General features: G+C 72.6%; 16 protein-coding genes and 1 pseudogene. 5 read left to right on the top strand and 12 right to left on the bottom strand.

Annotated elements, in window-relative coordinates; all coding sequences use genetic code 11:
* Positions 1–35: 35 nt before the first annotated feature.
* Both lanKC and GTY67_RS23410 read right to left on the bottom strand, forming a co-directional pair.
* Complete coding sequence (gene lanKC, locus GTY67_RS23415) at positions 36–2651, bottom strand: class III lanthionine synthetase LanKC (protein ID WP_161279877.1); 2616 nt, start codon at positions 2649–2651, stop codon at positions 36–38.
* 165 nt (positions 2652–2816) lie between these two features.
* Entirely contained in the window at positions 2817–3794 is a 978-nt protein-coding gene (locus GTY67_RS23410) for an ArsR family transcriptional regulator (RefSeq protein ID WP_161279876.1), read from the bottom strand.
* A 234-nt stretch (positions 3795–4028) separates the two neighbouring features.
* Here GTY67_RS23410 and GTY67_RS23405 point away from each other — a divergent pair, with 234 nt between their 5' ends.
* Together GTY67_RS23405 and GTY67_RS23400 are read left to right on the top strand one after the other, a co-directional pair.
* Positions 4029–5276 carry an MFS transporter gene (locus tag GTY67_RS23405; protein ID WP_161279875.1) on the top strand — a complete coding sequence of 416 codons (1248 nt, stop codon included), beginning with the start codon at positions 4029–4031 and terminating at the stop codon, positions 5274–5276.
* Positions 5277–5344: 68 nt separating this feature from the next.
* Positions 5345–5920, top strand: coding sequence for a sugar O-acetyltransferase (locus tag GTY67_RS23400; protein WP_093692478.1), 576 nt, complete (start codon positions 5345–5347; stop codon positions 5918–5920).
* 221 nt (positions 5921–6141) lie between these two features.
* Here GTY67_RS23400 and GTY67_RS23395 read toward each other — a convergent pair whose 3' ends face one another.
* Positions 6142–6669 (bottom strand): DUF4265 domain-containing protein, encoded by a 528-nt coding sequence (locus GTY67_RS23395; protein WP_093692439.1) that lies wholly within the window; start codon positions 6667–6669, stop codon positions 6142–6144.
* A gap of 323 nt (positions 6670–6992) precedes the next feature.
* Here GTY67_RS23395 and GTY67_RS23390 point away from each other — a divergent pair, with 323 nt between their 5' ends.
* Positions 6993–8801: a coagulation factor 5/8 type domain-containing protein gene (locus GTY67_RS23390; RefSeq protein WP_161279874.1), complete on the top strand. Its 1809-nt coding sequence runs from the start codon at positions 6993–6995 to the stop codon at positions 8799–8801.
* A 111-nt stretch (positions 8802–8912) separates the two neighbouring features.
* On the opposite strand, the gene GTY67_RS23385 is transcribed toward GTY67_RS23390, so the two are convergent.
* The 5 genes and pseudogenes from GTY67_RS23385 to GTY67_RS23360 form a co-directional block, all read right to left on the bottom strand.
* Positions 8913–10181, bottom strand: a complete 1269-nt coding sequence (locus GTY67_RS23385; RefSeq protein ID WP_161279873.1) for a bifunctional GNAT family N-acetyltransferase/ATP-binding protein — start codon at positions 10179–10181, stop codon at positions 8913–8915.
* 153 nt (positions 10182–10334) lie between these two features.
* Positions 10335–12584: a hypothetical protein gene (locus tag GTY67_RS23380; RefSeq protein WP_202461541.1), complete on the bottom strand. Its 2250-nt coding sequence runs from the start codon at positions 12582–12584 to the stop codon at positions 10335–10337.
* Between the two features lie 175 nt (positions 12585–12759).
* Positions 12760–13314 (bottom strand): DUF6113 family protein, encoded by a 555-nt coding sequence (locus GTY67_RS23370; RefSeq protein WP_093685996.1) that lies wholly within the window; start codon positions 13312–13314, stop codon positions 12760–12762.
* Positions 13315–13595: 281 nt separating this feature from the next.
* Positions 13596–14486, bottom strand: a pseudogene (gene mshB, locus GTY67_RS23365) (N-acetyl-1-D-myo-inositol-2-amino-2-deoxy-alpha-D-glucopyranoside deacetylase); the annotation flags it as partial.
* Positions 14487–14605: 119 nt separating this feature from the next.
* Entirely contained in the window at positions 14606–14800 is a 195-nt protein-coding gene (locus GTY67_RS23360) for a hypothetical protein (protein ID WP_015611142.1), read from the bottom strand.
* Positions 14801–14970: 170 nt separating this feature from the next.
* Here GTY67_RS23360 and GTY67_RS23355 point away from each other — a divergent pair, with 170 nt between their 5' ends.
* Both GTY67_RS23355 and GTY67_RS23350 read left to right on the top strand, forming a co-directional pair.
* Entirely contained in the window at positions 14971–17097 is a 2127-nt protein-coding gene (locus GTY67_RS23355) for a prolyl oligopeptidase family serine peptidase (protein WP_161279870.1), read from the top strand.
* Between the two features lie 246 nt (positions 17098–17343).
* A complete protein-coding gene (locus tag GTY67_RS23350) occupies positions 17344–17814 on the top strand; it encodes a DUF3515 family protein (RefSeq protein WP_161279869.1) in 471 nt (156 codons plus the stop codon).
* Positions 17815–17840: 26 nt separating this feature from the next.
* Here GTY67_RS23350 and GTY67_RS23345 read toward each other — a convergent pair whose 3' ends face one another.
* From GTY67_RS23345 to GTY67_RS23330, 4 genes are read right to left on the bottom strand one after another with little or no spacing between them, the layout of a single operon-like run.
* Positions 17841–19169, bottom strand: coding sequence for a dipeptide ABC transporter ATP-binding protein (locus GTY67_RS23345; protein WP_237502676.1), 1329 nt, complete (start codon positions 19167–19169; stop codon positions 17841–17843).
* Positions 19159–20136, bottom strand: a complete 978-nt coding sequence (locus GTY67_RS23340; RefSeq protein ID WP_093685993.1) for an ABC transporter ATP-binding protein — start codon at positions 20134–20136, stop codon at positions 19159–19161. Before GTY67_RS23340 ends, GTY67_RS23345 begins: the two co-directional genes overlap by 11 nt.
* Before the next feature lie 13 nt (positions 20137–20149).
* A complete protein-coding gene (locus tag GTY67_RS23335; RefSeq protein ID WP_093685992.1) occupies positions 20150–21127 on the bottom strand; it encodes an ABC transporter permease in 978 nt (325 codons plus the stop codon).
* Positions 21120–22043: an ABC transporter permease gene (locus GTY67_RS23330; RefSeq protein WP_093685991.1), complete on the bottom strand. Its 924-nt coding sequence runs from the start codon at positions 22041–22043 to the stop codon at positions 21120–21122. Before GTY67_RS23330 ends, GTY67_RS23335 begins: the two co-directional genes overlap by 8 nt.
* Positions 22044–22109 lie beyond the last annotated feature (66 nt).

Below are 22109 nucleotides of genomic sequence, written 5' to 3'. Positions count from 1 at the left end.
CCGTTGCTCCGGCTGGGTGTTGAGCGGTTGTGGTGCTACGACTCCTGAAGGAGCCGGTCCGTGGGGCCGCTCGCGCGGCCGGGGTGGGCCGCCTGTGGAGCGGCGGCGAGGAAGGGAAGCGTGGTGGGCGGGCCCGGCGCGGGGTCCAGCGCGCTGCCCAGGGCGAGCAGGCAGCCGGCGGTCCCGGTGGCCAGGTCCATCGACAGCCGCATCAACTGCTCACCGGCGAAGGCGAGTCCGCCTTCGTACGTGAGGGCGTGACCGGCCAGGAGGCGGGTGTGCAGGCGGACCGCCCGCTGCCGGGTCTCCTCGTCGCACAGCGGGGTGGCCGCCAGGTGCAGGAGGAGTCCGGCCGAGCCGCGCAGCAGTCCGGGCTGGATGTAGAAGGCGGAGAGCGCGGCGGGGAGCAGGGCGCGGCCCTTGGCCTCCAGCTCCGGGTCGGGGCGGTGGGCCAGGTAGGCGTCGATGACGGCCGCGATACCGGCGCTGCCCGCTCCGAGGTAGGGCATCAGCCGCTTGCCCTCGACGACGAGGAGTTCGCCGTCGTCGCCCGCCCGGCACCGGTCCAGGTCGCGCCGCAGGGCGGCGGCCGCCAGGTCGAGGAGGGCGGTGTCCCCGGTGGTCCCGTACCGCCGGATCAGCAGCAGGGCGACTCCGGTCGCACCGTGCAGGAGGCCGGTGCGGGGTGAGGGCGGGCCGTCGGCCAGGGCGCGTACGGCGAGGGCGGTGCAGCGGCCGGCCGCTGCGGCGAGCACCGGGGCGTCGGCGGCGGAGGCGGTGCGGGCCAGGTCGTCGAGGGCGAGGCCGATACCGGCGTACCCGCTGTGCAGTCCCGGCGTCAGCCCTTCCAGGGGCTGCTCCAGGACGATCCGGGTGAGGTCGGCGGCCTCGGCGGTGCGGCCGATCCGGTTCAGGGTCCAGGCGATGCCGGTGAGGCCGTCGTAGAAGCCGAGGGGGGAGCCGGAGGCCGGGTCCTTGGCCTGCCGGACCAGCCACTCCTCGGCCGGCTCGCAGCGCGGGGCGCCGGTCTCGTGCAGGGCGTAGAGGACCCCGGCCGCCCCGTAGGCGAAGGACTGGCCGCCGGTCGCGGTGGCGAACTGGGCGATGTCGCCCGGGAAACATCGGTCCTCGCGCTCGGGCGTACAGGAGGCGGCGATGGCGCGGGCCATCGCGGCACGGCTCTCCGGCCAGTCACCGGGCGCGGGCGGCGGTGACGAGGGCTTTCCCGCGCCCCGCTGGATCTCCTCCACCGCCGGCCGCAGGCTCTCCTCCGCCACCGGGAAGATCTGCGCGATCTCCCGGGCGAGGCCGTCGGCCTTCGTCCGGTCGATGCCGAAGAGCGTGGTGAGCGGCAGGTACAGGGCGAGCCGCAGACAGGCGAGCGCGTACCGGTCGATCTCGGTGCCGCGCCGGTCGGGCGGGGCGACGAAGGCCGGGTTGGCGACGATCTGGCGGCGGCGGTCACCGGCCGGGGAGGCGGCCTCGAAGTCCAGCAGGACGATCCGGGAGGTCTCCTCGTCGACCATGACGTTGCTCATGTGCAGGTCGCTGATGACGATGCCCCGGGCGTGCACGGCCTCGACGGCGCTCTCGACCTTCCCGTACAACTCCTCGGCCCACGCCGCGTGTTCGGCGAGCAGCTCGGGGGACGGGTTCCGCCGGGCGAGCGGGAAGCGGCGGGCGAAGACGGTGTTGAGGGTGGTGCCCGGTATGAACTGGAGGACGAGGAAGTGGTGGCCGCCGACCTCGAACGCGTCGTGCACGGCCGGTACGCAGTCCAGTCCGGCCAGCTGCTCCAGCGCGGTCCGCTCCCGCTCCAGCCGGGCCACGGCGTCCGCCCCGTCGGCGGCGAGTCCGGCGTAGGGGCGGGCCTCCTTGAGGACGATCTGCTCGCCGGTGCGGGTGTCGCGGCCGAGGTAGACCCCGCCGCCGTTGGAGAAGTGGAGCGCCTTCTCGACGGTGTACGGCACATCGCCGAGTCCGACGGCGGCGCGGGCTTCGAGGTGCGGCTTCAGGAAGTCCGGCGGGGTCACCCAGGCCGGTATCCGGAAGGCCGGGCCCCGGTCGTCGGGGACCAGGCGGCCCTGCGGGTCGGCGACGGCGGGCACGGGCCGCCCGTCGGGGCCCGTGCAGAACCGGGCGGCGAACGCCCCGTACCGGGTGTGCACCGGACCGTTCCCGCACCGCAGATCGCTCAGGATGTACGGGCCGTGCTCGCCCTCCAGCAGCTTCATCAGCGCGGCGCACACCTCGGGGAACGTGTCCTCGGAGTGCGGGTAGACGGTGATGAACTTGCCGCTCCCCGCCCGGTCCGCGTACTTGGAGTTCCGCAGGTTCAACAGGCCGGGCGACGGTACGCACTTGAAGGGCAGCCGGTGGGCCAGACAGTGCTTGGCGACCCGCTCCAGCACGGACGCGGCGTTGTCGGCGGCGGCCGATATGTGGAGCTTCCACCCCTGGGCCGGCAGCCGGAGCCCGTCCGGGCTGTAGGAGAGCCAGTCGCCGCGCCGGGAGCGGGTCCACCCCTGGGGTGCGGCGCCCTGGACCGGTGCGAAGAACGTGCGCTCCTCGGCGCCGTCCTCGAGGGAACGGTGGGGTGCGTCGTAGAAGCGGCGGTCCGCCTGGCAGTACGCGGCGTACTCCGGATTCACGACATTCCCCTCGCTCGGTCGTTGCTGGCGAGAGAGAAATTGTCACAACGATGAGCACCGCCAATAGTCACCGATGTCACGACTCATACATGCGCACGATCCATGCGGACCGCATCGCGCAACGGTGCTTTCCCTGCTGCGGGCGGGGGCGCGCGCGGGGCGCGTTCAGCCTGCGGCGCGCACCAGTCCGTCCCCGGCCGACGTACGGAAATAGAGCACGGACCGCCCGTCCCTGCGGCGCCGCACCAGCCCCGCGTCCAGCAGAACCCGCAGGTGGCGGCCTACGGAGCCCAGCCCCTGACCGGTCAGCGCGGTGAGCTGGGTGGTGGACAGCGGCGAGGCGAGCAGCACGAGGACTCCCGCCCGCGCCGGGCCGATCAGCGCGCCGAGCGCCTGCGGTACGGGGCTGCGCCCGGAGTCGGCGAGGGCGCCCGAGCACGGGTAGACCACGCCGTAGCGGTACGGGATGTCCCAGCAGACCCAGCTGGCGTCGGCGGTGACGGGGGTGAACACCAGCTGGGCGCCGTCCAGTTCGCGCGGCGGGTTGTCGTACGTGTTGATCTGGAGCCGGCTCCCGCCCAGCCACCGCATCCCCGGCCGCATCCCGTCGAGTGCCCGCGCCCACCCGCCCCGGCTCAACTGGGCGGCCCGCGCGATCACATCGGCCTCCAGGACCCGGCGCCGGGCGGGCCACTCGGGCTCCACGGTGTGCGTCCACACCCACTCCAGGAGGTCGGCGCTGTGCCGGGGCAGGTCGTCGCGGTCCAGCGCGCCGGGCAGCGGCCCGCGCAGCGTCACGACGAGATCGGCGCGGGCCTGCTCGGGTGGGGTAGCCCGTACACGTTCCAGCTCCTGCGCGAACGTGTCCGGCTCCTGCCCCGCGGGCCGGGGGACGGGGGCCGGGGTGAGGAAGTCGGCGCTCCAGCGGGGCGTGAAGGCGGCGCGGACGATCCGGGCGGCGAGCGGGTGCCCGGCCTGCCGACGCCGGTAGGCGGGCAGCCACCGCTCCAGCCAGGCACGCTCGCGCGGATGCGCGGCGGCGGCCCGCTCCAGGGTGCGCAGGCTCGCGACGGTCTCGGCGAGCGGGGAGACGACAAAGCGGCTGCTCGCGAGGGTGTCGGCGCTGATCTGCCACCAGCCCATGGGCGCTCCCTGGTGTTGATGTTCGGGCTCGCCGCGGGAGGGCGGCGGGCGGCGTTCCATTTCCGGGGACCGCGACGGAGCGGCGAGCCATGTTCCGCTTCCGGTGGCCGCGAGGGAGCGACGGGCGCCAAGCCCCGTTCCGCGCCCCCACCGGAGATCGGCGAGCGGTGCGCTACGTTTCGCCTCTCCGCGAAAGAGTAACGACCCCGGAGAGCGCCCTCGCACACTCCGCTGATGCGCACCTACCGCGAACTCTTCCGCACCCCGGAGTTCCTCCCGCTCTTCGCGACCGCCTCCGTGCAGGTGGCCGCGCAGACCGCGAGCGGCCTCGCCCTCGGCACCCTCGTGTACGCCTCGACCGGCTCGCCGCTGCTGTCGGCGCTGGCCATGTTCGGCCCGTCGCTGGCGCAGGTCGCCGGAGCCCTCACCCTCCTCTCGGCGGCGGACCGGCTGCCGCCACGCGCCACGCTGGCCGGCTTGGCGCTGCTGTTCGCGCTCGGCACCGGCGTACAGGCGGCCCCGGGCCTGCCCCTGTGGGCCGCCTTCGCCGTCCTGCTGGGGCTCGGGGTGGCCTCCTCGCTGGGCGGCGGGGTGCGGTACGGGCTGCTCAACGAGATCCTTCCGCAGCGGGGCTTCCTGCTCGGCCGGTCCGTGCTCAACATGTCGACGGGAACCATGCAGATCGTCGGGTTCGCCGTGGGCGGGGTGCTGGTGACCGCCCTGTCGGCGCGCGGCACGCTGCTGGTGGGGGCGTCGCTGTACGTCGCCGCCGCCGCCCTCGCCCGGTTCGGCCTCACGGCCCGGCCGCCCCGCGCCACCGGCCGGGCCTCGGTCCGGGAGACCTGGCGGACCAACGCCCTGCTCTGGTCGTCCGGGCCGCGCCGCTCCGTCTACCTCGCCCTGTGGGTGCCCAACGGGCTGGTGGTGGGGTGCGAGTCCCTGTACATCGCCTACGCGCCCGCGCACGCCGGGCTCCTCTTCGCCTGCGGGGCCCTGGGGATGCTGGCCGGGGACACGCTGGTGGGCCGGTTCGTACCGGGGCGGTGGCGGGCCCGGCTCGGCGCCCCGCTGCGGCTGCTGCTGGCCGCCCCGTACCTCGTGTTCGCGCTGAACCCCGGGGTGCCGGTGGCGGTGGTCGCGGTGGTGCTGGCGAGCGTCGGGTTCAGCGCGAGCCTGCTGCTCCAGGAACGGCTGATGGCCCTCACGCCCGAGAAGCTGAGCGGCCACGCGCTGGGGCTCAGCTCCTCGGGGATGCTGGCGATGCAGGGCGTGGGCGCGGCCGTCGCGGGGTCCGTCGCCCAGCTGACCTCGCCCGGGACCGGGATGGCGGCGGTGGCGGCTCTCTCGCTGGCGGTGACGGTGGCCCTGGCGCCGGGGCTGCGGGCGGGACGGGGGCAGGGACCGGCAGGCAGACTGCGGAGGGACGGATCACCCGACGCATCACCCCGTACGAAGGAAACGAAGGAGACGACGACCTCGTGACCAGCCAGGACACCCCCAACTCCCCCGACAACGAAGCGAAGAAGGCGCCGGTCAGCCAGCGGGAGGCCATGCTCGCGGGCGAGCTGTACCTCGCCGACGACCCGGAGATCGCGGCGGACGCCCTGCGCTCGGCGCTCCTGAACGAGCGCTTCAACGCCACGTCGGCCGGTGACCCCGAGGCCCGCCGCGCCGCGCTGGCCGAGTTGCTGGGCGAACTGGGCGAGGGCGCCGAGATCCGGCCGCCGCTGCGGGTGGACTACGGGCACCAGATCACCGTGGGCCCGCGCACGTTCGTCAACTTCGGGGCGGTGTTCCTGGATGTCGCCCGCATCACGATCGGCGCCGACGTCCAGATGGGCCCCAACGTCCAGCTCCTCACGCCGACCCACCCCATCGACCCCGAGCCGCGCCGCGCCAAGTGGGAGGCCGCGCAGCCGATCACGATCGGGGACAACGTGTGGCTGGGCGGCGGGGCGATCGTCTGCCCGGGGGTGAGCATCGGGGAGAACACCGTGGTCGGCGCGGGCGCGGTGGTCACGAAGGACCTGCCGGCGAACGTGGTCGCGGTGGGCAACCCGGCCCGGGTGATCCGGAAGATCGGAGAGGCGGAGGGGGAGACGGAGACGGACCCGACGACTCCGTAACCGTAAACCTGGGGTCGTGGACGTCGTGGACGTCGTGGACGTCGCGGGCCCGTCGGCTCACGGGCTCGCGGGCTCGTGGACGTCGCGGGCTCACGGGCTCGCGGGCTCGTGGACGTCGCGGGCTCACGGGCTCGCGGGCTCGTGGGCTCGTGGGCTCGTCGGCTCACGGGCTCGCGGGCTCGCGGGCCGCCCCGGGCCCACGACCCAGGCGGCCCCCGCCCCTACGCCTCCCGCCACGCCTCCGTGGAGCACGGGACCTCAAAGTGCCACCACCCCTCGTCCTGCCCCCGGACGAGCAGCTCCTTGATCGCCCGGAGGTCCGCGCCGCCCGGCACGGTCAGCGCGACCAGCGGGAACTCCGCGCTGAAGACCTCGCCGCCCAGCCCGAACGGGGCGAACCGCGCATGTACGGCGTGGGCGTCCCGCCCGAGCGGACCGTCCGGCACGGGCAGCACCCGTACGGTGATGTTGCCCGAGTCGGCGACCCGCCCGGTGGCCCAGTGCACCCCGTCCGCGTCGGTCGTGAACCGTACGGTCTCGCCCTCGGCGACCCCGTCCTGGAGGAAGGGCACGTTGTCGAGGCGGGCGGTGTCGGCGCTCAGCCGGGTCGCCCACAGCCCCTCGGTGTCGTACGGCAGCCAGTCCTCACGCGGCACGAAGCGGAACCAGACCTTGATCCGTCGGCCGACGTCCTGGGGCGGGTGCTCGTCGCGGGGCGGGCGCGGCGGACCGGCGTCGGGCGAGCTCATGGCCCCATGGTCCCCCCTGTGCCGGACGCCCGCTCGTCCGGCCTCGCGCCGCCGGGGGCCCACGGCACACACGCGGGACATCAGTTCATGAAGTCAACGAGCGCCCCAACTGCGTACGAAGTCGGCCAATCGCCGCACCACTGACGTCAGTTGTTGCGAATCCGACCTCTCCCACGAGACACATCCCGCACACCTCTTGACGCGTACAGGCCCACCGGGGAAACATCACCGTAACGAGAGAGCGCTCTCTCGCATTCTCCCCCACAGGCGCTCTCCCGCCCGTCCGTCGTGCACGCGTACCACGACCCAGGAGACGTACCTTCATGCATGCTCCCCCCACCGCACCAAGCACCGCACCACGCTCCGCACCGCGCAGGCACCGCCGGTCCAAGGCCCTCGGGTTCGCCGCGCTCGCCGTATCGCTGCTCATGGCCGTCCCCACCGCCCAGACAGCGTTCGGCGAAGAGTCCCAGCAGGTCCAGGCGATCCCCGGCGGCGGTGACCTGGGACCGAACGTCCATGTCTTCGACCCCTCCACGCCTGACATCCAGGGCAAGGTCGACGAGATCTTCAAGAAGCAGGAGTCCGCGCAGTTCGGCCTCGACCGCTACGCGCTGCTGTTCAAGCCGGGCACGTACGACAACATCAACGCGCAGATCGGCTTCTACACCTCGATCGCGGGCCTCGGGCTCAACCCGAACGACACCACGTTCAACGGCGATGTGACGGTCGACGCGGGCTGGTTCGACGGGAACGCCACGCAGAACTTCTGGCGTTCGGCCGAGAATCTGACGCTGAACCCGGTCAACGGCACCAACCGGTGGGCGGTCTCCCAGGCGGCCCCCTTCCGCCGCATGCACGTCAAGGGCGGGCTCAACCTGGCGCCCGACGGTTACGGCTGGGCCAGCGGCGGCTACATCGCCGACAGCAAGATCGACGGCGAGGTCGGGCCGTACTCCCAGCAGCAGTGGTACACGCGCGACAGCTCGGTGGGCGGCTGGACCAACGGCGTCTGGAACATGACGTTCTCGGGCGTCGAGGGCGCACCGGCCAACAGCTTCCCGGAGCCGCCGTACACCACGCTCCAGACGACCCCCATCTCCCGCGAGAAGCCGTTCCTCTACCTCGACGGGGACGACTACAAGGTCTTCGTCCCGCAGAAGCGGGAGAACGCGCGGGGTGTGTCCTGGGCCAACGGCACACCGGCGGGTGAGTCGATCCCGCTGGACCAGTTCTACGTCGTGAAGGAGGGGGCGGACGCCGCCACCATCAACGCGGCCGTGGAGCAGGGCCTGCACCTCCTCTTCACCCCCGGCGTCTACCACGTCGACGAGCCGATCACCATCAACCGCCCCGACACCGTGGCCCTCGGCCTGGGCCTCGCGACGATCATCCCGGACAACGGGGTGACCGCGATCAAGGTCGGTGACGTGGACGGCGTCAAGCTCGCGGGCCTCCTGGTCGACGCGGGCCCGGTGAACTCCGAGACGCTGATCGAGGTCGGCCCCGAGAACGCCTCGGCCGATCACGCGGCCAACCCGACGTCGCTCCAGGACGTGTTCGTACGGATCGGCGGCGCGGGCCCTGGCAAGGCGACCACCAGCATCGTCGTCAACAGCGACGACACGATCATCGACCACACCTGGGTGTGGCGCGCGGACCACGGCGAGGGCTGGGGCTGGGAGACCAACCGGGCCGACTACGGGGTCCGGGTCAACGGTGACGACGTGCTGGCCACCGGGCTGTTCGTGGAGCACTTCAACAAGTACGACGTCGAGTGGTACGGCGAGCGCGGCCGGACGATCTTCTTCCAGAACGAGAAGGCGTACGACGCCCCCAACCAGGAGGCGATCCAGAACGGCGACACCAAGGGCTACGCGGCCTACCGGGTCGACGATTCGGTCGAGGAGCACGAGGGCTGGGGCATGGGCAGCTACTGCTTCTACAACGTCGACCCGACCATCGTACAGGGCCACGGCTTCAAGGCCCCGGTGAAGCCGGGCGTGAAGTTCCACAGCCTGATCGTGGTCTCGCTGGGCGGCCAGGGACAGTACGAGCACGTGATCAACGAGGTCGGATCCCCCACGTCCGGCACGGACACGATCCCCTCGCAGGTGGTGTCCTTCCCATAATCGCGAGACCTGTACGGGAGCGGGGCCCGGCTGCTGATGAGCGCCGGGCCCCGCTCCGCTGCCTTCTCCTGTGCCCTCAGGTCCGCCCGTACCGGATCTTCTCCCGTGCCCTCAGGTCCGCCCGTACCGGATGGTGTGATCGGCGAACTCCAGCGCCATCTCGGTGGTGACGGTGGGCCGGGTGCGGCTGATGGTGCGCAGGAAGTCCTCGGTGGTGGGCTGTGCCCGGGTCCCGGTGTCGAGGGTGCGCTCGAAGACGGCCTGGGCGACGGTCCGGGCGGCCTGCTTGATGTCGGCGGGGGTGAACCCCTCGCTGGCGTCGGCGAGGAGGGCGGTGTCGGCCTCGGCGCCGGTCCGGGCGAGGTAGCTGGCCCAGAGCGCGTTGCGGGCCGCGTGGTCGGGCGGGCCGACGGGCAGGACGTAGTCGAACCGGCCGTGGCGCAGGAAGGCCGGGTCGAGGGCGGCGACGGTGTTGGTGGCGCAGATGAGGAGCCGCCCGTCGCGGTCGCGGAACCGCACGATGGACTTGAGCAGCTCGTTGACGACGCCCACGGAGACGGGATCGGCGAGGTTGCGCGTCCCGGCGACCTCCTCCACCTCGTCGATGAAGACCAGCACATGATCGAGTTGGGCGATCTCCTCGAAGCGGCGGCCGAGCCCGTTGGCGAGCCCGTCCTCCAGGGCGAGGCGGGAGGGGAAGAGCTCCACGAAGGGCCAGCCGAGCCGGGAGGCGACGGCCTGGGCGAAGGTGCTCTTGCCGGTGCCCGGGGGCCCGAACAGGACGACGGCCTGCGGCGGTTCGACGCCGTGCTCGTCGGCGAGCTCGGGGTTGGCCAGCGGCAGGACGAGCCGCCTCTCGACCAGCTCCTTCGCGTCGGCCATCCCGGCGAGCCGCTCCCAGAGCCCGGCGGGCGGCACGGTGGCGCCGAGCGAGGAGAGGACCGCGGACCCCTCGGCGGTCACGGACTGGGCCTTCTCGTAGTAGGTCAGCCCCCGATGCCGGCTGAACCCGGAGTTCACGAGCGCGGCGGCCCCCGTCTCGTCCTCCGGCAGCACCGCCGCGACGAGCACCGCCCCGGCGGCCCGCATCCGCTGCTCCAGCGCGGAGAGCAACGCGGTCCCGAGCCCGAGATTGCGCCAGGCGGGATGCAGCGCCACCCGCAGCACCCAGGCCCGGTCCCCCTCGATCCGCCCCACGGCGGCCCCCACAAGATGCCCGTCGGCCACGGCGACGACCCCGGGATTACGCCCCTGAAGCGCGGCGACGATTTCGGAGAGCCGGAACACGGCGGGCCGCCCACTGGTACGGCTCTCCCCGTCGAGGCGCACGACGCCCTCAAGATCCTCGGCCACGAAATCCCGCACATGCCACACGGCCATGCTCCGGCCCTGCCCAGCCTCCGACGGTCCCCGTCCTGTCTTCCATCATCGACCCGGTGGGGGCGGGGCGCCTGTCGGGGACGGAACGGGCGCAGCCCCCGCCCGGGGTGTCCGGGTGGGGGCTGCGGAGGGTGCGTACGGCGGGCGGGTGGGTCAGCCCTCGCCGGTCAGGTCGATCGTTACCGTGCGTTCTGCCGGGGTCTTGCCCGTCAGGGCCGTCTTCATGGCCTGGGCCACGTCGTCCGGGCCGACCGGGTGCTGCTGGCCGTCGGCCTTGACGGCCGTGATGCCGTCGAAGACGCCGTCCAGGAGGGTCTCGATCGCCTTCTTGTCGTAGACGTCGACCAAGCGGCCGTCCACGGCCTTCATCGACAGGATCTGCGGCAGCGAACGCGCCGGGCCGAACTGGATCTGCTTCGGGCCCGCCTTGATGGTGATCAGGTCGGACATCGCGGGCTCGGCGAACTCCTTCATCGCCCGGGTCAGTTCGGCCTGGGTGATGGTGGGCTCCCTGGTGGCCACGGGCAGTTCGACCACCCTGGCCTGACCGGTCTGGACCTGGGCGCGGTAGGCGTCGCGGACCGAGATCAGCGACTGGCCGACGTCCAGGGTCTTGCCGGGCTTGCCCGGTACCGCGACCGCCTTGTTCGGCTCGAAGCGGATCGTGCCGTCCTGGGACGAACCTGCGGTGCCCGCCAGATCGTTCAGCGCGACGCCGAGCTTCTCCTCGTCGACCGGGATCACCGGGTCGGCGGTGCGCGCCCCGCCGAAGAGCGAGCCGATCACCGAGACCGGGTTGTAGTCGCTGCCCGCGGCGCCGCGCACGGTCTCCTGGCTGTCCAGGGTGAGACCGGCCTTCTCCGGGTCCAGCTTCTGCTCCTTGCCGTCCACGGACAGCGTCAGCGGCGCCTGGGACCGCTCGCCGAGCGCGGCGTCCAGCTTGGCGACCGCCTCCTCCTTCGTGCCGCCGCCGATGTCGACGCCGAGCACGGTGGTGCCCTTGGGGACCTCGGAGTGGTTCAGCAGGAGGCCGGCGCCGTAGGCGATGCCGAGCAGCACGATCGCGGCCACGCCGAGGAGGACCAGCTTGGAGCGGCCCTTCTTCGCGGGGGCGGAGGGGGTCGGTGCGGGGCGCGCGGCGGCGGGGGTGGGCGAGGGGGCTGCCGTGCCCGGACCGCCGGGGAACGGGCCGCCCGCGCCACCGGGGCCGCCCGCGAACGGGCCGCCGGTGCCGCCGGTGTCCGGCCTGCCCGGGAACGTCGTCCGGGGCTCGCTGGGCACCACGGGGATGCCGCTCGTCAGCGTGTCGCCCGAGACATGGCCGCCGGGGCCGGGGCCGAAGTCGGCGTCGGGTCCCGGGGACTGCGGCGTCAGGATCGCGGTGTCGTCGGAGAGCCGGGGCGGTACGCCGCCTCCGGGGGTGCCCGGGACCATCGGGCCGGGGCCGCCGAGGCCCGGAACGCCGTCGAGGTTCGGGGTCAGCGACGAGGTGCCGGTGACGGGGCCCGTGGTGGGGCCGGACGGGCCGGGTGAACCGGGCGAACCCGGCGTACGGACTCCGAGGTCGGGCGTGGAGCGCGGGCCCGCGCCGGGCGGCTCCGTGCTGTAGCCGTCCAGGGCGCTGCCGGAGCCGGGCATGCCGGGGGCGGGGAGGCCGGAGCCGGACGTGCCGGGGCCGCCGCCGGGGCGCGGAGCGGCGTCCGAGAAGTACGGCAGGTCGGGACGCGCCCGGCCGCCGTCGTCGGGGCCGCCACCGGGGCCCGCCGGGCCGGGCAGGCCGGAGCCACCCGGAGCGCCGGAGCCCGCACCCGCGCCGAGAGGGCCCGCGCCGCCGGAACCCGTACCGGGCGCACCACCGGAACCAGGCGCACCGCCCGTACCGGAAGCCGGTGCGGGCGCCGGAGCCGGGCTCTTGCGCGGGGCGAACCAGTCGCTCCCGCTCTTCGCCTTGGCCGGCTCGTCGGCGGCGGCGGACGCCTCCGTGGAGCCGCCGTCCCGGGGCTGCGCGGAGGACGGGGAGGACGGGCCACCGGACGCACCGGTTCCGCCCGACGCGCCGCCCGTCAGGCCTGAAGGCGCGGACGGAGGCGTGCCGGGGCGCGGAGTGCTGCCGGTGCGCTCCGCGTCGGAACGGCCGGCGGCGATGTCGCTCTCGGCCATCGGCGTACGCATCACGACCGGCGGGATGGGACGCGACCCGGGGATGTTGATCCGGATGCGCGTCGTCAGCGTCGTCTCGGTCTTCGGCTCTTCGGGCCGGGGCGGATCGACGGATTCCGGGGTCTCGTCCGAGCCGGCCGGCGACGAATACTGGCGGGATCCGTACGGCGGCGTACCCGACGGGTACGCGGCTCCACCGCGCCCCTGGGGCCCGGAGGACGAACTGTCAGTTTCACGACTCAAAGCAGGTTCTCCCGATTGGCTCCGCCGCCCGTACTTCCCCCATGCCGCAGGCCAGGGGACGGCTCGGCGCGCGCACCACCATACTGGCCGCCGCCGTAGGACACTCCGCGACCGGGGGAAACCTCCACCTCGGCATCACACCTGTGGGGGGCATTCCGGGCGCGGACTTAGCACTTCAGATACCGGACCGGCCATTGCGCGTGGCTGATTGCGGCACTTTCGAGGTGGTGGCACACATCACAGCGACGGCGGTTCCGCCGAGCATGAAGAGCACCAGGCCGAGTTCGTCGCCGAAGACGTAGTCGCCTTCCGGCCGGCCGGACAGCAGAAGGAAGACGGTGATGAACCAGCCGACCGCCGGGGCGAGTGCGCCGATCTGGGTGCCGGTCAGGATCCGGCCGCCGTAGAAGAGGCCCGCTGATCCCGCCAGCGCGATGATCAACCCGCCCGGGAACCACGCCGCTTGGACGAGCGTTCCGGCGAGCGCGACGAGGGCGCCGAGTACGGCGAGCCCGAAGTAGGCAGCGATCCGGGCCGGGTTCGGCCGGGCGGTGAAGCCGGTGCCCTCCGGCACCCTGGGGGGCGCGTTGGTCCGTGGGGCGTTGCTGCCGGTGGCGCCGGAGCGTGCCGCTTTGGTACGTGAAGCGGCGGTACGGGCTCCGTCGGCGCGAGAGGCACCGGTGCGCGGCGCGCTGGCGCGGTCACGGCCCTTGCCGGGGTTCCCGCTCATGCGCCCGCCCCCGACACGGAACCCGAGGCAGGACCGTCGACCGGACCCGAAGCAGGAGCAGATGCGGAACCCGGCCGGGCGTCCGAAGCGGAACCCGAGCCGGTCACGTAAGCGGAACCCGTTCCGGCGCCCGAAGCGGAACCGGAAGCCCCACCCCGTACAGAATCCGTATCTACACCCGTCCCAACACCCGTCTCGACACCCGCATCTGCACCCGTCCCGACACCCGTATCGGCAGCCGTCCCGGCGCCCGCATCGGCGCCCGTCCCAGCGGCCACCCCCGCCTCCGCCACCCCCGCGAACAGGTCGTCCTCCCGCGCTCCCCCGTCGGCCCCCGGCACGCCCCGCACCAACTGGTAGCACTCCGCCGTCAGCAGCGGCTGGCCCAAGTCGTTGGAGAGCGCGAAGAAGGCGTCCCCGCCGTCCACCGCGATCTGCGTCGCGTGGGCGCGCATCGCCGCCGCCTTCGCCCCGGCGTACGCCGATCCGTCGATCTCCGCCGTGATCTCGTCCCCGTCGACCACCCCGGGGACGTCGTCCACCGCCGCGATGCCCGGGAAGGCGTCCGGCGCCGTCGTGCGGAGGCGGTCGAAAGCGGCCTCCACCACGGCCCGCTCGGCGCGGTTCCAGTAGATCTTGGCGATGGTGTGCGGGGCGCCCGTGCCGTACGCCGGGTCGGCGGCCAGGTCGGCGGCGCGCATCGCGACGCGGTGGGCCTGGATGTGGTCGGGGTGGCCGTAGCCGCCGTCGGGGTCGTAGGTGACCAGGACCTGGGGGCGGACCTCGCGGATCACCTCGACCAGGGGCGCGGCCGCCTCGTCGACCGGGGTGGACCAGAAGGCGCCGGGGCGCTCGTTCTGCTCGGTGCCCATCATTCCGGAGTCCCGGAACCGGCCCGCGCCGCCGAGGAAGCGGTGGTCGGCGACGCCCAGCTCCTTCATCGCCGCGGCCAGCTCGCCCACGCGGTGGGGGCCGAGGACGTCGTCGCGGTCGGCGGCGAGGTGGGCGAGGACGGGCGGGATGACCTCGCCCTCCTCGCCCAGCGTGCACGTCACCAGCGTGACGTGGGCGCCCTCGGCCGCGTACCTGGCCATGGTGGCGCCGTTGTTGATCGACTCGTCGTCCGGATGCGCGTGCACCAGCAGCAGACGGCGGGCGGGGAGGTCCTTCATGGGGACCACCCTACGAGCCCGGCGGGCCCCGGTGTCCCCCCCTCCCCGCCGACCGCGTCAGCCGTGGGCGTACCCGGCCGGAAACCGGGTACACGCGGTCGGAAGGCGCATGCACGCGGTCAGAACTTGATGCTTCCGATCATCCCCGCCACGTTGGACGTCAGGTCCGAGATGGTCGGAGCCACGGACGAACTGGCGATGTAGAACCCCAGCAGCATGCAGACCACCGCATGTCCGCCCTTCAGTCCGGATTTCCGGATCAGCAGGAAGACGATGATCGCCAGCAGCACCACCGCCGAAATCGAGAGCGCCACGGCGGTTCACCTCCATCAGTACGGTCGGGACGGGGACACGGGGATACACGGAGTCGACGGGTTCTTACCCACCGAGCGCTACGGATCATAACTATCCGTGCCAACGCATTGATCGGGGCACAGCAGCACGAGGGGCGCACGGACCGCTGCGCGAGGCTAAGTTCGGGGCCATGACCTCACCGAAGCTGTCCTTTCCCCGCCAGCACGCACGGACCCAGCGGTTCACTCTCGGCGCACCGCGCGCCTTCACCGTCTCACCGGATGAGACGCGAGTGATCTTCCTGCGCTCCACCTCGGGCACCGACCGCACCAACCGGCTCTGGGTCCTCGACCCGGCCTCCGGCGAGGAGCGGCTCGTCGCGGACCCCGAGGCGCTGCTGGGAGGTTCGGCGGAGCGGCTGTCGCCGCAGGAGCGGGCGCGGCGCGAGCGGACCCGTGAGGGGTCGGCCGGAATCGTCTCCTACGCGGTGGACGCGGCGGCCGAGCTGGCCGCGTTCGCCCTGTCCGGAAAGGTGTACGTGGCCGAGCTGCGGGCCGGAACCGCGCGGGCGCTGCCGGTTCCGGGCCCGGTCATCGACCCGCGCCCCTCCCCCGACGGGCGCCTCATCGCGTACGTCTCCAAGGGTGCGCTGCGGGTCGTGGGCGCCGAGGGCGAGGAGGACAGGGCGCTGGCGGAGCCGGAGGACGCCCATGTCACCTACGGTCTGGCCGAGTTCATCGCCGCCGAGGAGATGCACCGCTTCCGGGGCTTCTGGTGGTCGCCCGATTCGGACCGGCTGCTGGTGGCGCGGGCCGACGACAGCCCCGTACAGCGCTGGTTCATCGCCGATCCCGCGCACCCGGAGCGCAAGCCGGCCGAGGTCGCCTATCCGGCGGCGGGGACGCCCAACGCCGAGGTGCGGCTCTTCGTGGTGGACCTGGAGGGGGCCCGTACGGAAGTGGTCTGGGACCGGGCGGCGTTCCCGTACCTGGCCCAGGTGCACTGGTCCTCCGCGGGGGCCCCGCTGCTCCTCGTGCAGGCCCGTGACCAGCGCAGCCAGCGGTATCTGGCCGTGGACCCGGAGTCGGGTGAGACCCGGGTCGTCCATGTCGACCAGGACCCGGTGTGGCTGGATCTGTTCGGCGGGGTGCCCGCGTGGGCGCCGGACGGGCGGCTCGTGCGGATCGCGGACGAGGGCGGCGCGCGGGTGCTGGCCGTCGGTGACCGGCCGCTGACCGGGGCGCAGTTGCACATCCAGGCGGTGCTGGACATCGGGGAGTCGGACATCCTCGTCTCCGCCGTGGCGGGCGAGGAGGCGGCCGCGCCGGAGACCGGTGAGAGCCATGTGTACCGGGTCAACGAGCTGGGAATCGAGAGGATTTCCGAAGGGGTGGGTGTGCACTCCGCCGTCCGCTCGGGCGGTCTGACCGTACTGGTCTCGGCCACTCCGGACGAGCCCGGATCGGCCGCCTGGGTCCTCCGGGACGGCAAGCGGCTGGTCCGGATCGCGAGCCACGCCCAGGAGCCGGTGCTCGCCGCCCGGCCCACGCTCACCGAGGGGGGCGCACGGCGGATTCCGTGCGCCGTGCTGCTTCCGTCGGACTACCAGGAGTCGGACGGTCCGCTTCCGGTACTGATGGATCCGTACGGTGGACCGCACGGCCGCCGCGTGGTCGCCGCCCACAACGCGTACCTCACCTCGCAGTGGTTCGCGGACCAGGGCTTCGCGGTGATCGTGGCGGACGGGCGCGGCGCGCCGGGCCGCTCGCCCGCCTGGGAGAAGGCCGTACGGGACGACTTCGTCCTCACCCTGGATGACCAGATCGAGGCCCTGCACGCACTGGCCGGCCGCTTCCCGCTGGATCTGGACCGGGTCGCCATCCGGGGCTGGTCGTACGGGGGTTACCTCTCCGGCCTCGCGGTGCTGCGCCGCCCCGACGTCTTCCACGCGGCCGTGGTGGGCGCCCCGGTGACGGACTGGCGGCTCTACGACACCCACTACACCGAGCGCTATCTCGGCGACCCGGCCGCGCGGCCCGAGGTGTACGCGTACAACGCCCTGATGACCGAGGACGGGCTCTCCCACGCCGCCGAGCAGGTGCGGCCGATGATGATCGTCCACGGGCTCGCGGACGACAACGTGGTGGTCGCGCACGCGCTGCGGCTCTCCTCGGCGCTGCTGGCGGCCGGGCGGCCGCACGAGGTGCTGCCGCTGAGCGGGGTGACGCACATGACGCCGCAGGAGCAGGTCGCGGAGAACCTGCTGCTGCTCCAGGTGGACTTCCTCAAGCGGTCGCTGGGGCTGACCGGCGCCTAGGGCCTGGCCCTGGAGGGTGTCCGACGGGTCGGGGCCGGAAAACGGGCGACCGGCCGGAGCGACAAGACGACGCTCCGGCCGGTCCACGGCACCCGCACGGCCGTACGTTGTCCAGCATGGGGCGTCCGTATATCGGTGTGGCGACGGCCAAGTTGCCTGGCTGTTAACGGATCCGGCGGCGGTGCGGGAGGTGCCGGGCGGTAGGTTTCTGCACTGATCATCACATCACCCGCACGGGGGAACACCTTGACCAGGAACATCCACGGGCCGCTGCGCCTCGCCGCCGCCCTGACCGCCTGTACGGCACTCCTCGCCGGCTGCGGTGCGTCCGGCTACAACCTCACCAAGCCGCCCTTCTCGGGCAGTCCGGCCTGCACCACGCTCACCGGCAAGCTCCCCGCCAAGCTGGGCGGGTACGAGCTGGAGAGATCGGACGTGACCGGCGCCGCCGCCTGGGGGGACGGCGACGTCATCGTGTACTGCGGGATGCCCGCGCCGAAGGCCGGCGGCGACTGCATCGACGAGGGCGGCGTCGACTGGGTCGCCCAGACGCCCGCGGACGACCGGACCGCCAAGATGTTCGCCACCCACGGCCGCGAGCCCAGCGTCCAGGTCCGGCTCCGCAACGAGACCACCGACGCCTCGGCCGTCCTCTCGGACCTCGGCCCGGCCGTGCAGGACATCAAGGCCGGGGAGCCCTGCGGCACCGCGGGCTGACCCCGTAACGCAGACGGGCCGAAGGGTCAGGACCGCGGAGGCTCCTCCGGCGGACCCTCCGGCCCGCCCAGATCCTTCCCGGGCCTGCCCAGCCCCTCCCTCGGCCCGCCCAGGCCCTCCCCCCGCTCGCCCAGATCCGCCCCCGCCCCGCCCACGTCCTCCACCGGCCGCCCGCGCGTCGTCGTCCCCGGGGCCTCCACGTCCGGGCCCGGTGAACGGCCCGGCGGCCGCCCCGGCGCCTCCAGCTCCCCCTCCTGCGGCACCACCTGCTTCTCCTCCGCGAAGTGGCACGCCGAGTCGTGCCGGGCCGGGGTGTCCACCAGCCGGAACTCCGCCGGGACCGCCAGCAGCGGCACCTCCAGCTCGCACCGCTCCCGCGCCTTCCAGCAGCGGGTGCGGAAGCGGCAGCCCGAGGGGATGTCGGCCGGTGAGGGCACATCGCCGTGGAGGATGATCCGCTCCCGGTGGGCGCGGGCCTCCGGGTCCGGTACGGGGACGGCGGAGAGCAGCGCCTGCGTGTACGGGTGGGTGGGGTGGTCGTAGATCTCCGCGTCGGAGCCGATCTCCACGATCCGGCCGAGGTACATCACGCCGACCCGGTCGGAGATGTGCCGCACGATGGAGAGGTCGTGCGCGATGAAGACGAAGCTCAGGCTGAACTCCGCCTGGAGCCGGTCCAGCAGGTTGACGACCTGGGCCTGTACGGAGACGTCGAGGGCGGAGACCGGTTCGTCGGCGACGATGATCTCCGGGTTGAGCGCGAGGCCGCGGGCGATGCCGATGCGCTGGCGCTGGCCGCCGGAGAACTGGTGCGGATAGCGGTTGATGTACTCCGGGTTGAGCCCGACGACGTCCAGCAGGTCCTGCACCCGCTGCCGGCGGCTGCCCTTGGGGGCGACCTCGGGGTGGATCTCGTACGGCTCCCCGATGATGTCGCCGACCGTCATGCGCGGGTTCAGCGAGGTGTACGGGTCCTGGAACACCATCTGGATGTTGCGGCGTACGGCCTTCAGCGCGCGCCCGGAGAGCTTGGAGATGTCCTCGCCCTTGTAGCGGATGGCCCCGGCGGTGGGCTTCTCCAGGTGGACCAGCATCCGGGCGACCGTGGACTTGCCGCAGCCGGACTCCCCCACGATGCCGAGCGTCTCGCCCGCGTGGAGGTCGAAGTCGACGCCGTCGACGGCCCGGACCGCGCCGACCTGCTTCTTGAAGAGGATGCCCTGGGTCAGCGGGTAGTGCTTGGCCAGCTCCCGTACTTCGAGGATCGGCTCGCCCTCGGCGTACGGCCGCCTGCCCTCCCCCGCCTTGGACAGCAGGGTCGAACCGGCCGCGTTCCCCTCGTGGTCAGCGGGCATCGAGTGTCTCCTTCCAGAAGTGGCAGGCGCTCCGGCGCTGTTCGTCCACCTCGTAGAGCGGCGGCACATCGGTGCGGCACACGTCCTGCGCCATCGGGCAGCGGGGGTTGAACGCGCAGCCGGGCGGGATGTGCAGCAGGTTGGGCGGCAGGCCCTTGATCGCGTACAGCTCCTGCCCCTTCTGGTCCAGGCGCGGGATCGACCGGAGGAGGCCCTTGGTGTACGGGTGGGCGGGCGCCTTGTAGATCTCGTGGACGGGGGCGGTCTCCACGATCCGGCCCGCGTACATCACCGCGATCTTGTCGGCCACGTCGGCGACCACGCCGAGGTCGTGGGTGATGAGGATGAGGCCCATGTTCAGCTCGCGCTGGAGCTCGGCGAGGAGGTCCATGACCTGGGCCTGGACGGTGACGTCGAGGGCGGTGGTCGGCTCGTCGGCGATGATCAGGGACGGCTCCAGGGCCAGCGCCATCGCGATCATGATGCGCTGGCGCATCCCGCCGGAGAACTGGTGCGGATAGTTGCCGACCCGCTCCTTCGCGGCCGGGATGCGGACCCGGTCCATCAACTCGACCGACTTGGCCCGCGCGTCCTTGCGGGACATGCCCCGGTGGACGACGAACATCTCGCCGAGCTGCTCGCCCACGGTGAGGACCGGGTTCAGCGAGGAGAGCGCGTCCTGGAAGATCATGGCCATCTCCTGGCCGCGGATCTTGCGCCGCTCCTCCGCCTTGAGCTTCAGCAGGTCCTGGCCCTTGAAGACGATCTCGCCGCCGGTGATCTTCCCGGGCGGCATGTCGAGGATGCCCATGACGGCCTGGGCGGTGACGGACTTGCCGGAGCCGGACTCCCCGAGGACGGCGAGCGTCTCGCCCTCGGCCACCGAGTAGTTGACCCCGTTGACGGCCTTGGCCACGCCCTCGCGGGTGTGGAACTCCACGTGCAGATCGCGCACTTCGAGCAACATGGCAACCGGCTCCTCAGCGCAGCTTGGGGTCGAGGGCGTCGCGCACCGCGTCGCCGAGCATGATGAACGCGAGCACGGTGACCGCCAGCGCTCCGGCGGGCCAGAGCAGCATGTGCGGGGCGTTGCGGATGTAGTTGGAGGCCGCGGAGATGTCGATGCCCCAGGAGACCGCCGGGTCCTTCAGGCCGACCCCGAGGAAGGAGAGCGTCGCCTCCAGCGAGATGTACGTGCCGAGCGCGATGGTCGCCACGACGATGACGGGCGCGATGGCGTTCGGGGTGATGTGGCGCAGCAGCATCCGGGAGTTGGAGGCGCCGAGCGCGCGGGCCGCCTGGACGTAGTCGTTCTGTTTGGCGGTGATCACCGAGCCGCGGGCGATACGGGCGATCTGCGGCCAGCCGAGCAGGACGATGAACCCGACGACGGGCCAGACGGTGGAGCTGGTGACGACGGAGAGGAAGACCAGGCCGCCGAGGATGACGGGGATGCCGAAGAAGACGTCGGTGAGGCGGGAGAGGATCGAGTCCCACCAGCCGCCGAAGAAGCCCGCCAGCCCGCCGAGCACGGAGCCGAGGATCGCGACGCCGAGGGTGGCGCAGACGCCGACGGTGACCGAGGTGCGCGTCCCGTACACGACCCGGGTGTAGACGTCGCGGCCCTGCGGGTCGAAGCCGAAGGGGTGGCCGGGCTCGGAGCCCTTCTGGGCGTCGTCCAGATCGGCCTGGAGGGGGTCGCCGCTGGCGATGAGTGAGGGCCAGATCGAGATGACCACCAGGAAGAGGATGACCAGCGCGGAGATGATGAAGACCGGGTTGCGCCGCAGGTCGCGCCAGGCGTCCGACCAGAGGCTGCGCGGCTTTCCGGCGGGTCCGGTGCCCTCGGGGCCGCCCGGGGTCTTCTCCAGGCTGGTGCCCTCCTCCATGGCGAGGTCCGTCGCGCCGCCGGCGCCCGCCTGGGAGATCGCTTCGTCCGGGGTCTGCGGCTCAGGCATAGCGGATCCTCGGGTCGAGTACGGCGTACAGGAGGTCGACGATCAGGTTGGCCGCCAGGAAGACGAGGACCAGGATGGTGACGAACCCGACCACGGTCTGGGAGTTCTGGCGCAGGATGCCCTGGTAGAGCTGGTAGCCGACCCCGTGGATGTTGAAGATCCGCTCGGTGACGATGGCCCCGCCCATCAGGGCGCCCACGTCCGTACCGATGAAGGTGACGACGGGGATCAGGGAGTTGCGCAGCAGGTGCCGTACGACGACCCGGCGCCGGGGCAGGCCCTTGGCGACGGCGGTGCGTACGTAGTCGGCCCGGGCGTTCTCGGCGATCGAGGTCCGGGTGAGCCGGGTGACGTAGGCGAGCGAGACCGAGGCGAGGACCAGGCCGGGGACGAGGAGCTCGTCGATGGTGGGGTCCGAGGAGACCGAGGGCTTGATGATGCCCCACTTGACGCCCAGCAGGAGCTGGAGCAGCAGTCCGGTGACGAAGGTCGGGACGGCGATGACGACCAGGGTCAGGATGAGGACCGTGGTGTCGACGGGGCGGCCGCGCCGCAGGCCGGTGACGACGCCGAGGCTGATGCCGATGACGATCTCGAAGACGATCGCGACGATGGTGAGCCGGATCGTGATGGGGAAGGCGGTGGCCATCAGCTCGGTGACCTTCTGCCCGTTGAACGCGGTGCCGAAGTCGCCGGTGAAGAGGTTCCCCATGTACGTCAGGTATTGCTGCCAGACCGGCTTGTCGAGGCCGAACTCGGAGCGCAGCTGGGCGGCGGTGGCCGGATCGCACTGGCGGTCGCCGCAGAGGCCCGCGATGGGGTCGCCCATCACGTTCACCATGAGGAAGATCAGCAGCGTGGTGCCGAAGAAGACGGGGATCATCTGCAGCAGCCGCCGGATCACATAACGTCCCATGAGGGGCTCCGGGGGTCGGGGCGGGTCTGGCGGGATGGACCGGGGCCGGGGCGCGCACGTCGGGCG

The organism is Streptomyces sp. SID8374 (assembly GCF_009865135.1).
In the GTDB taxonomy this organism is placed as follows: Bacteria; Actinomycetota; Actinomycetes; order Streptomycetales; family Streptomycetaceae; genus Streptomyces.
This window is presented reverse-complemented; position numbering and strand designations above follow the sequence as displayed.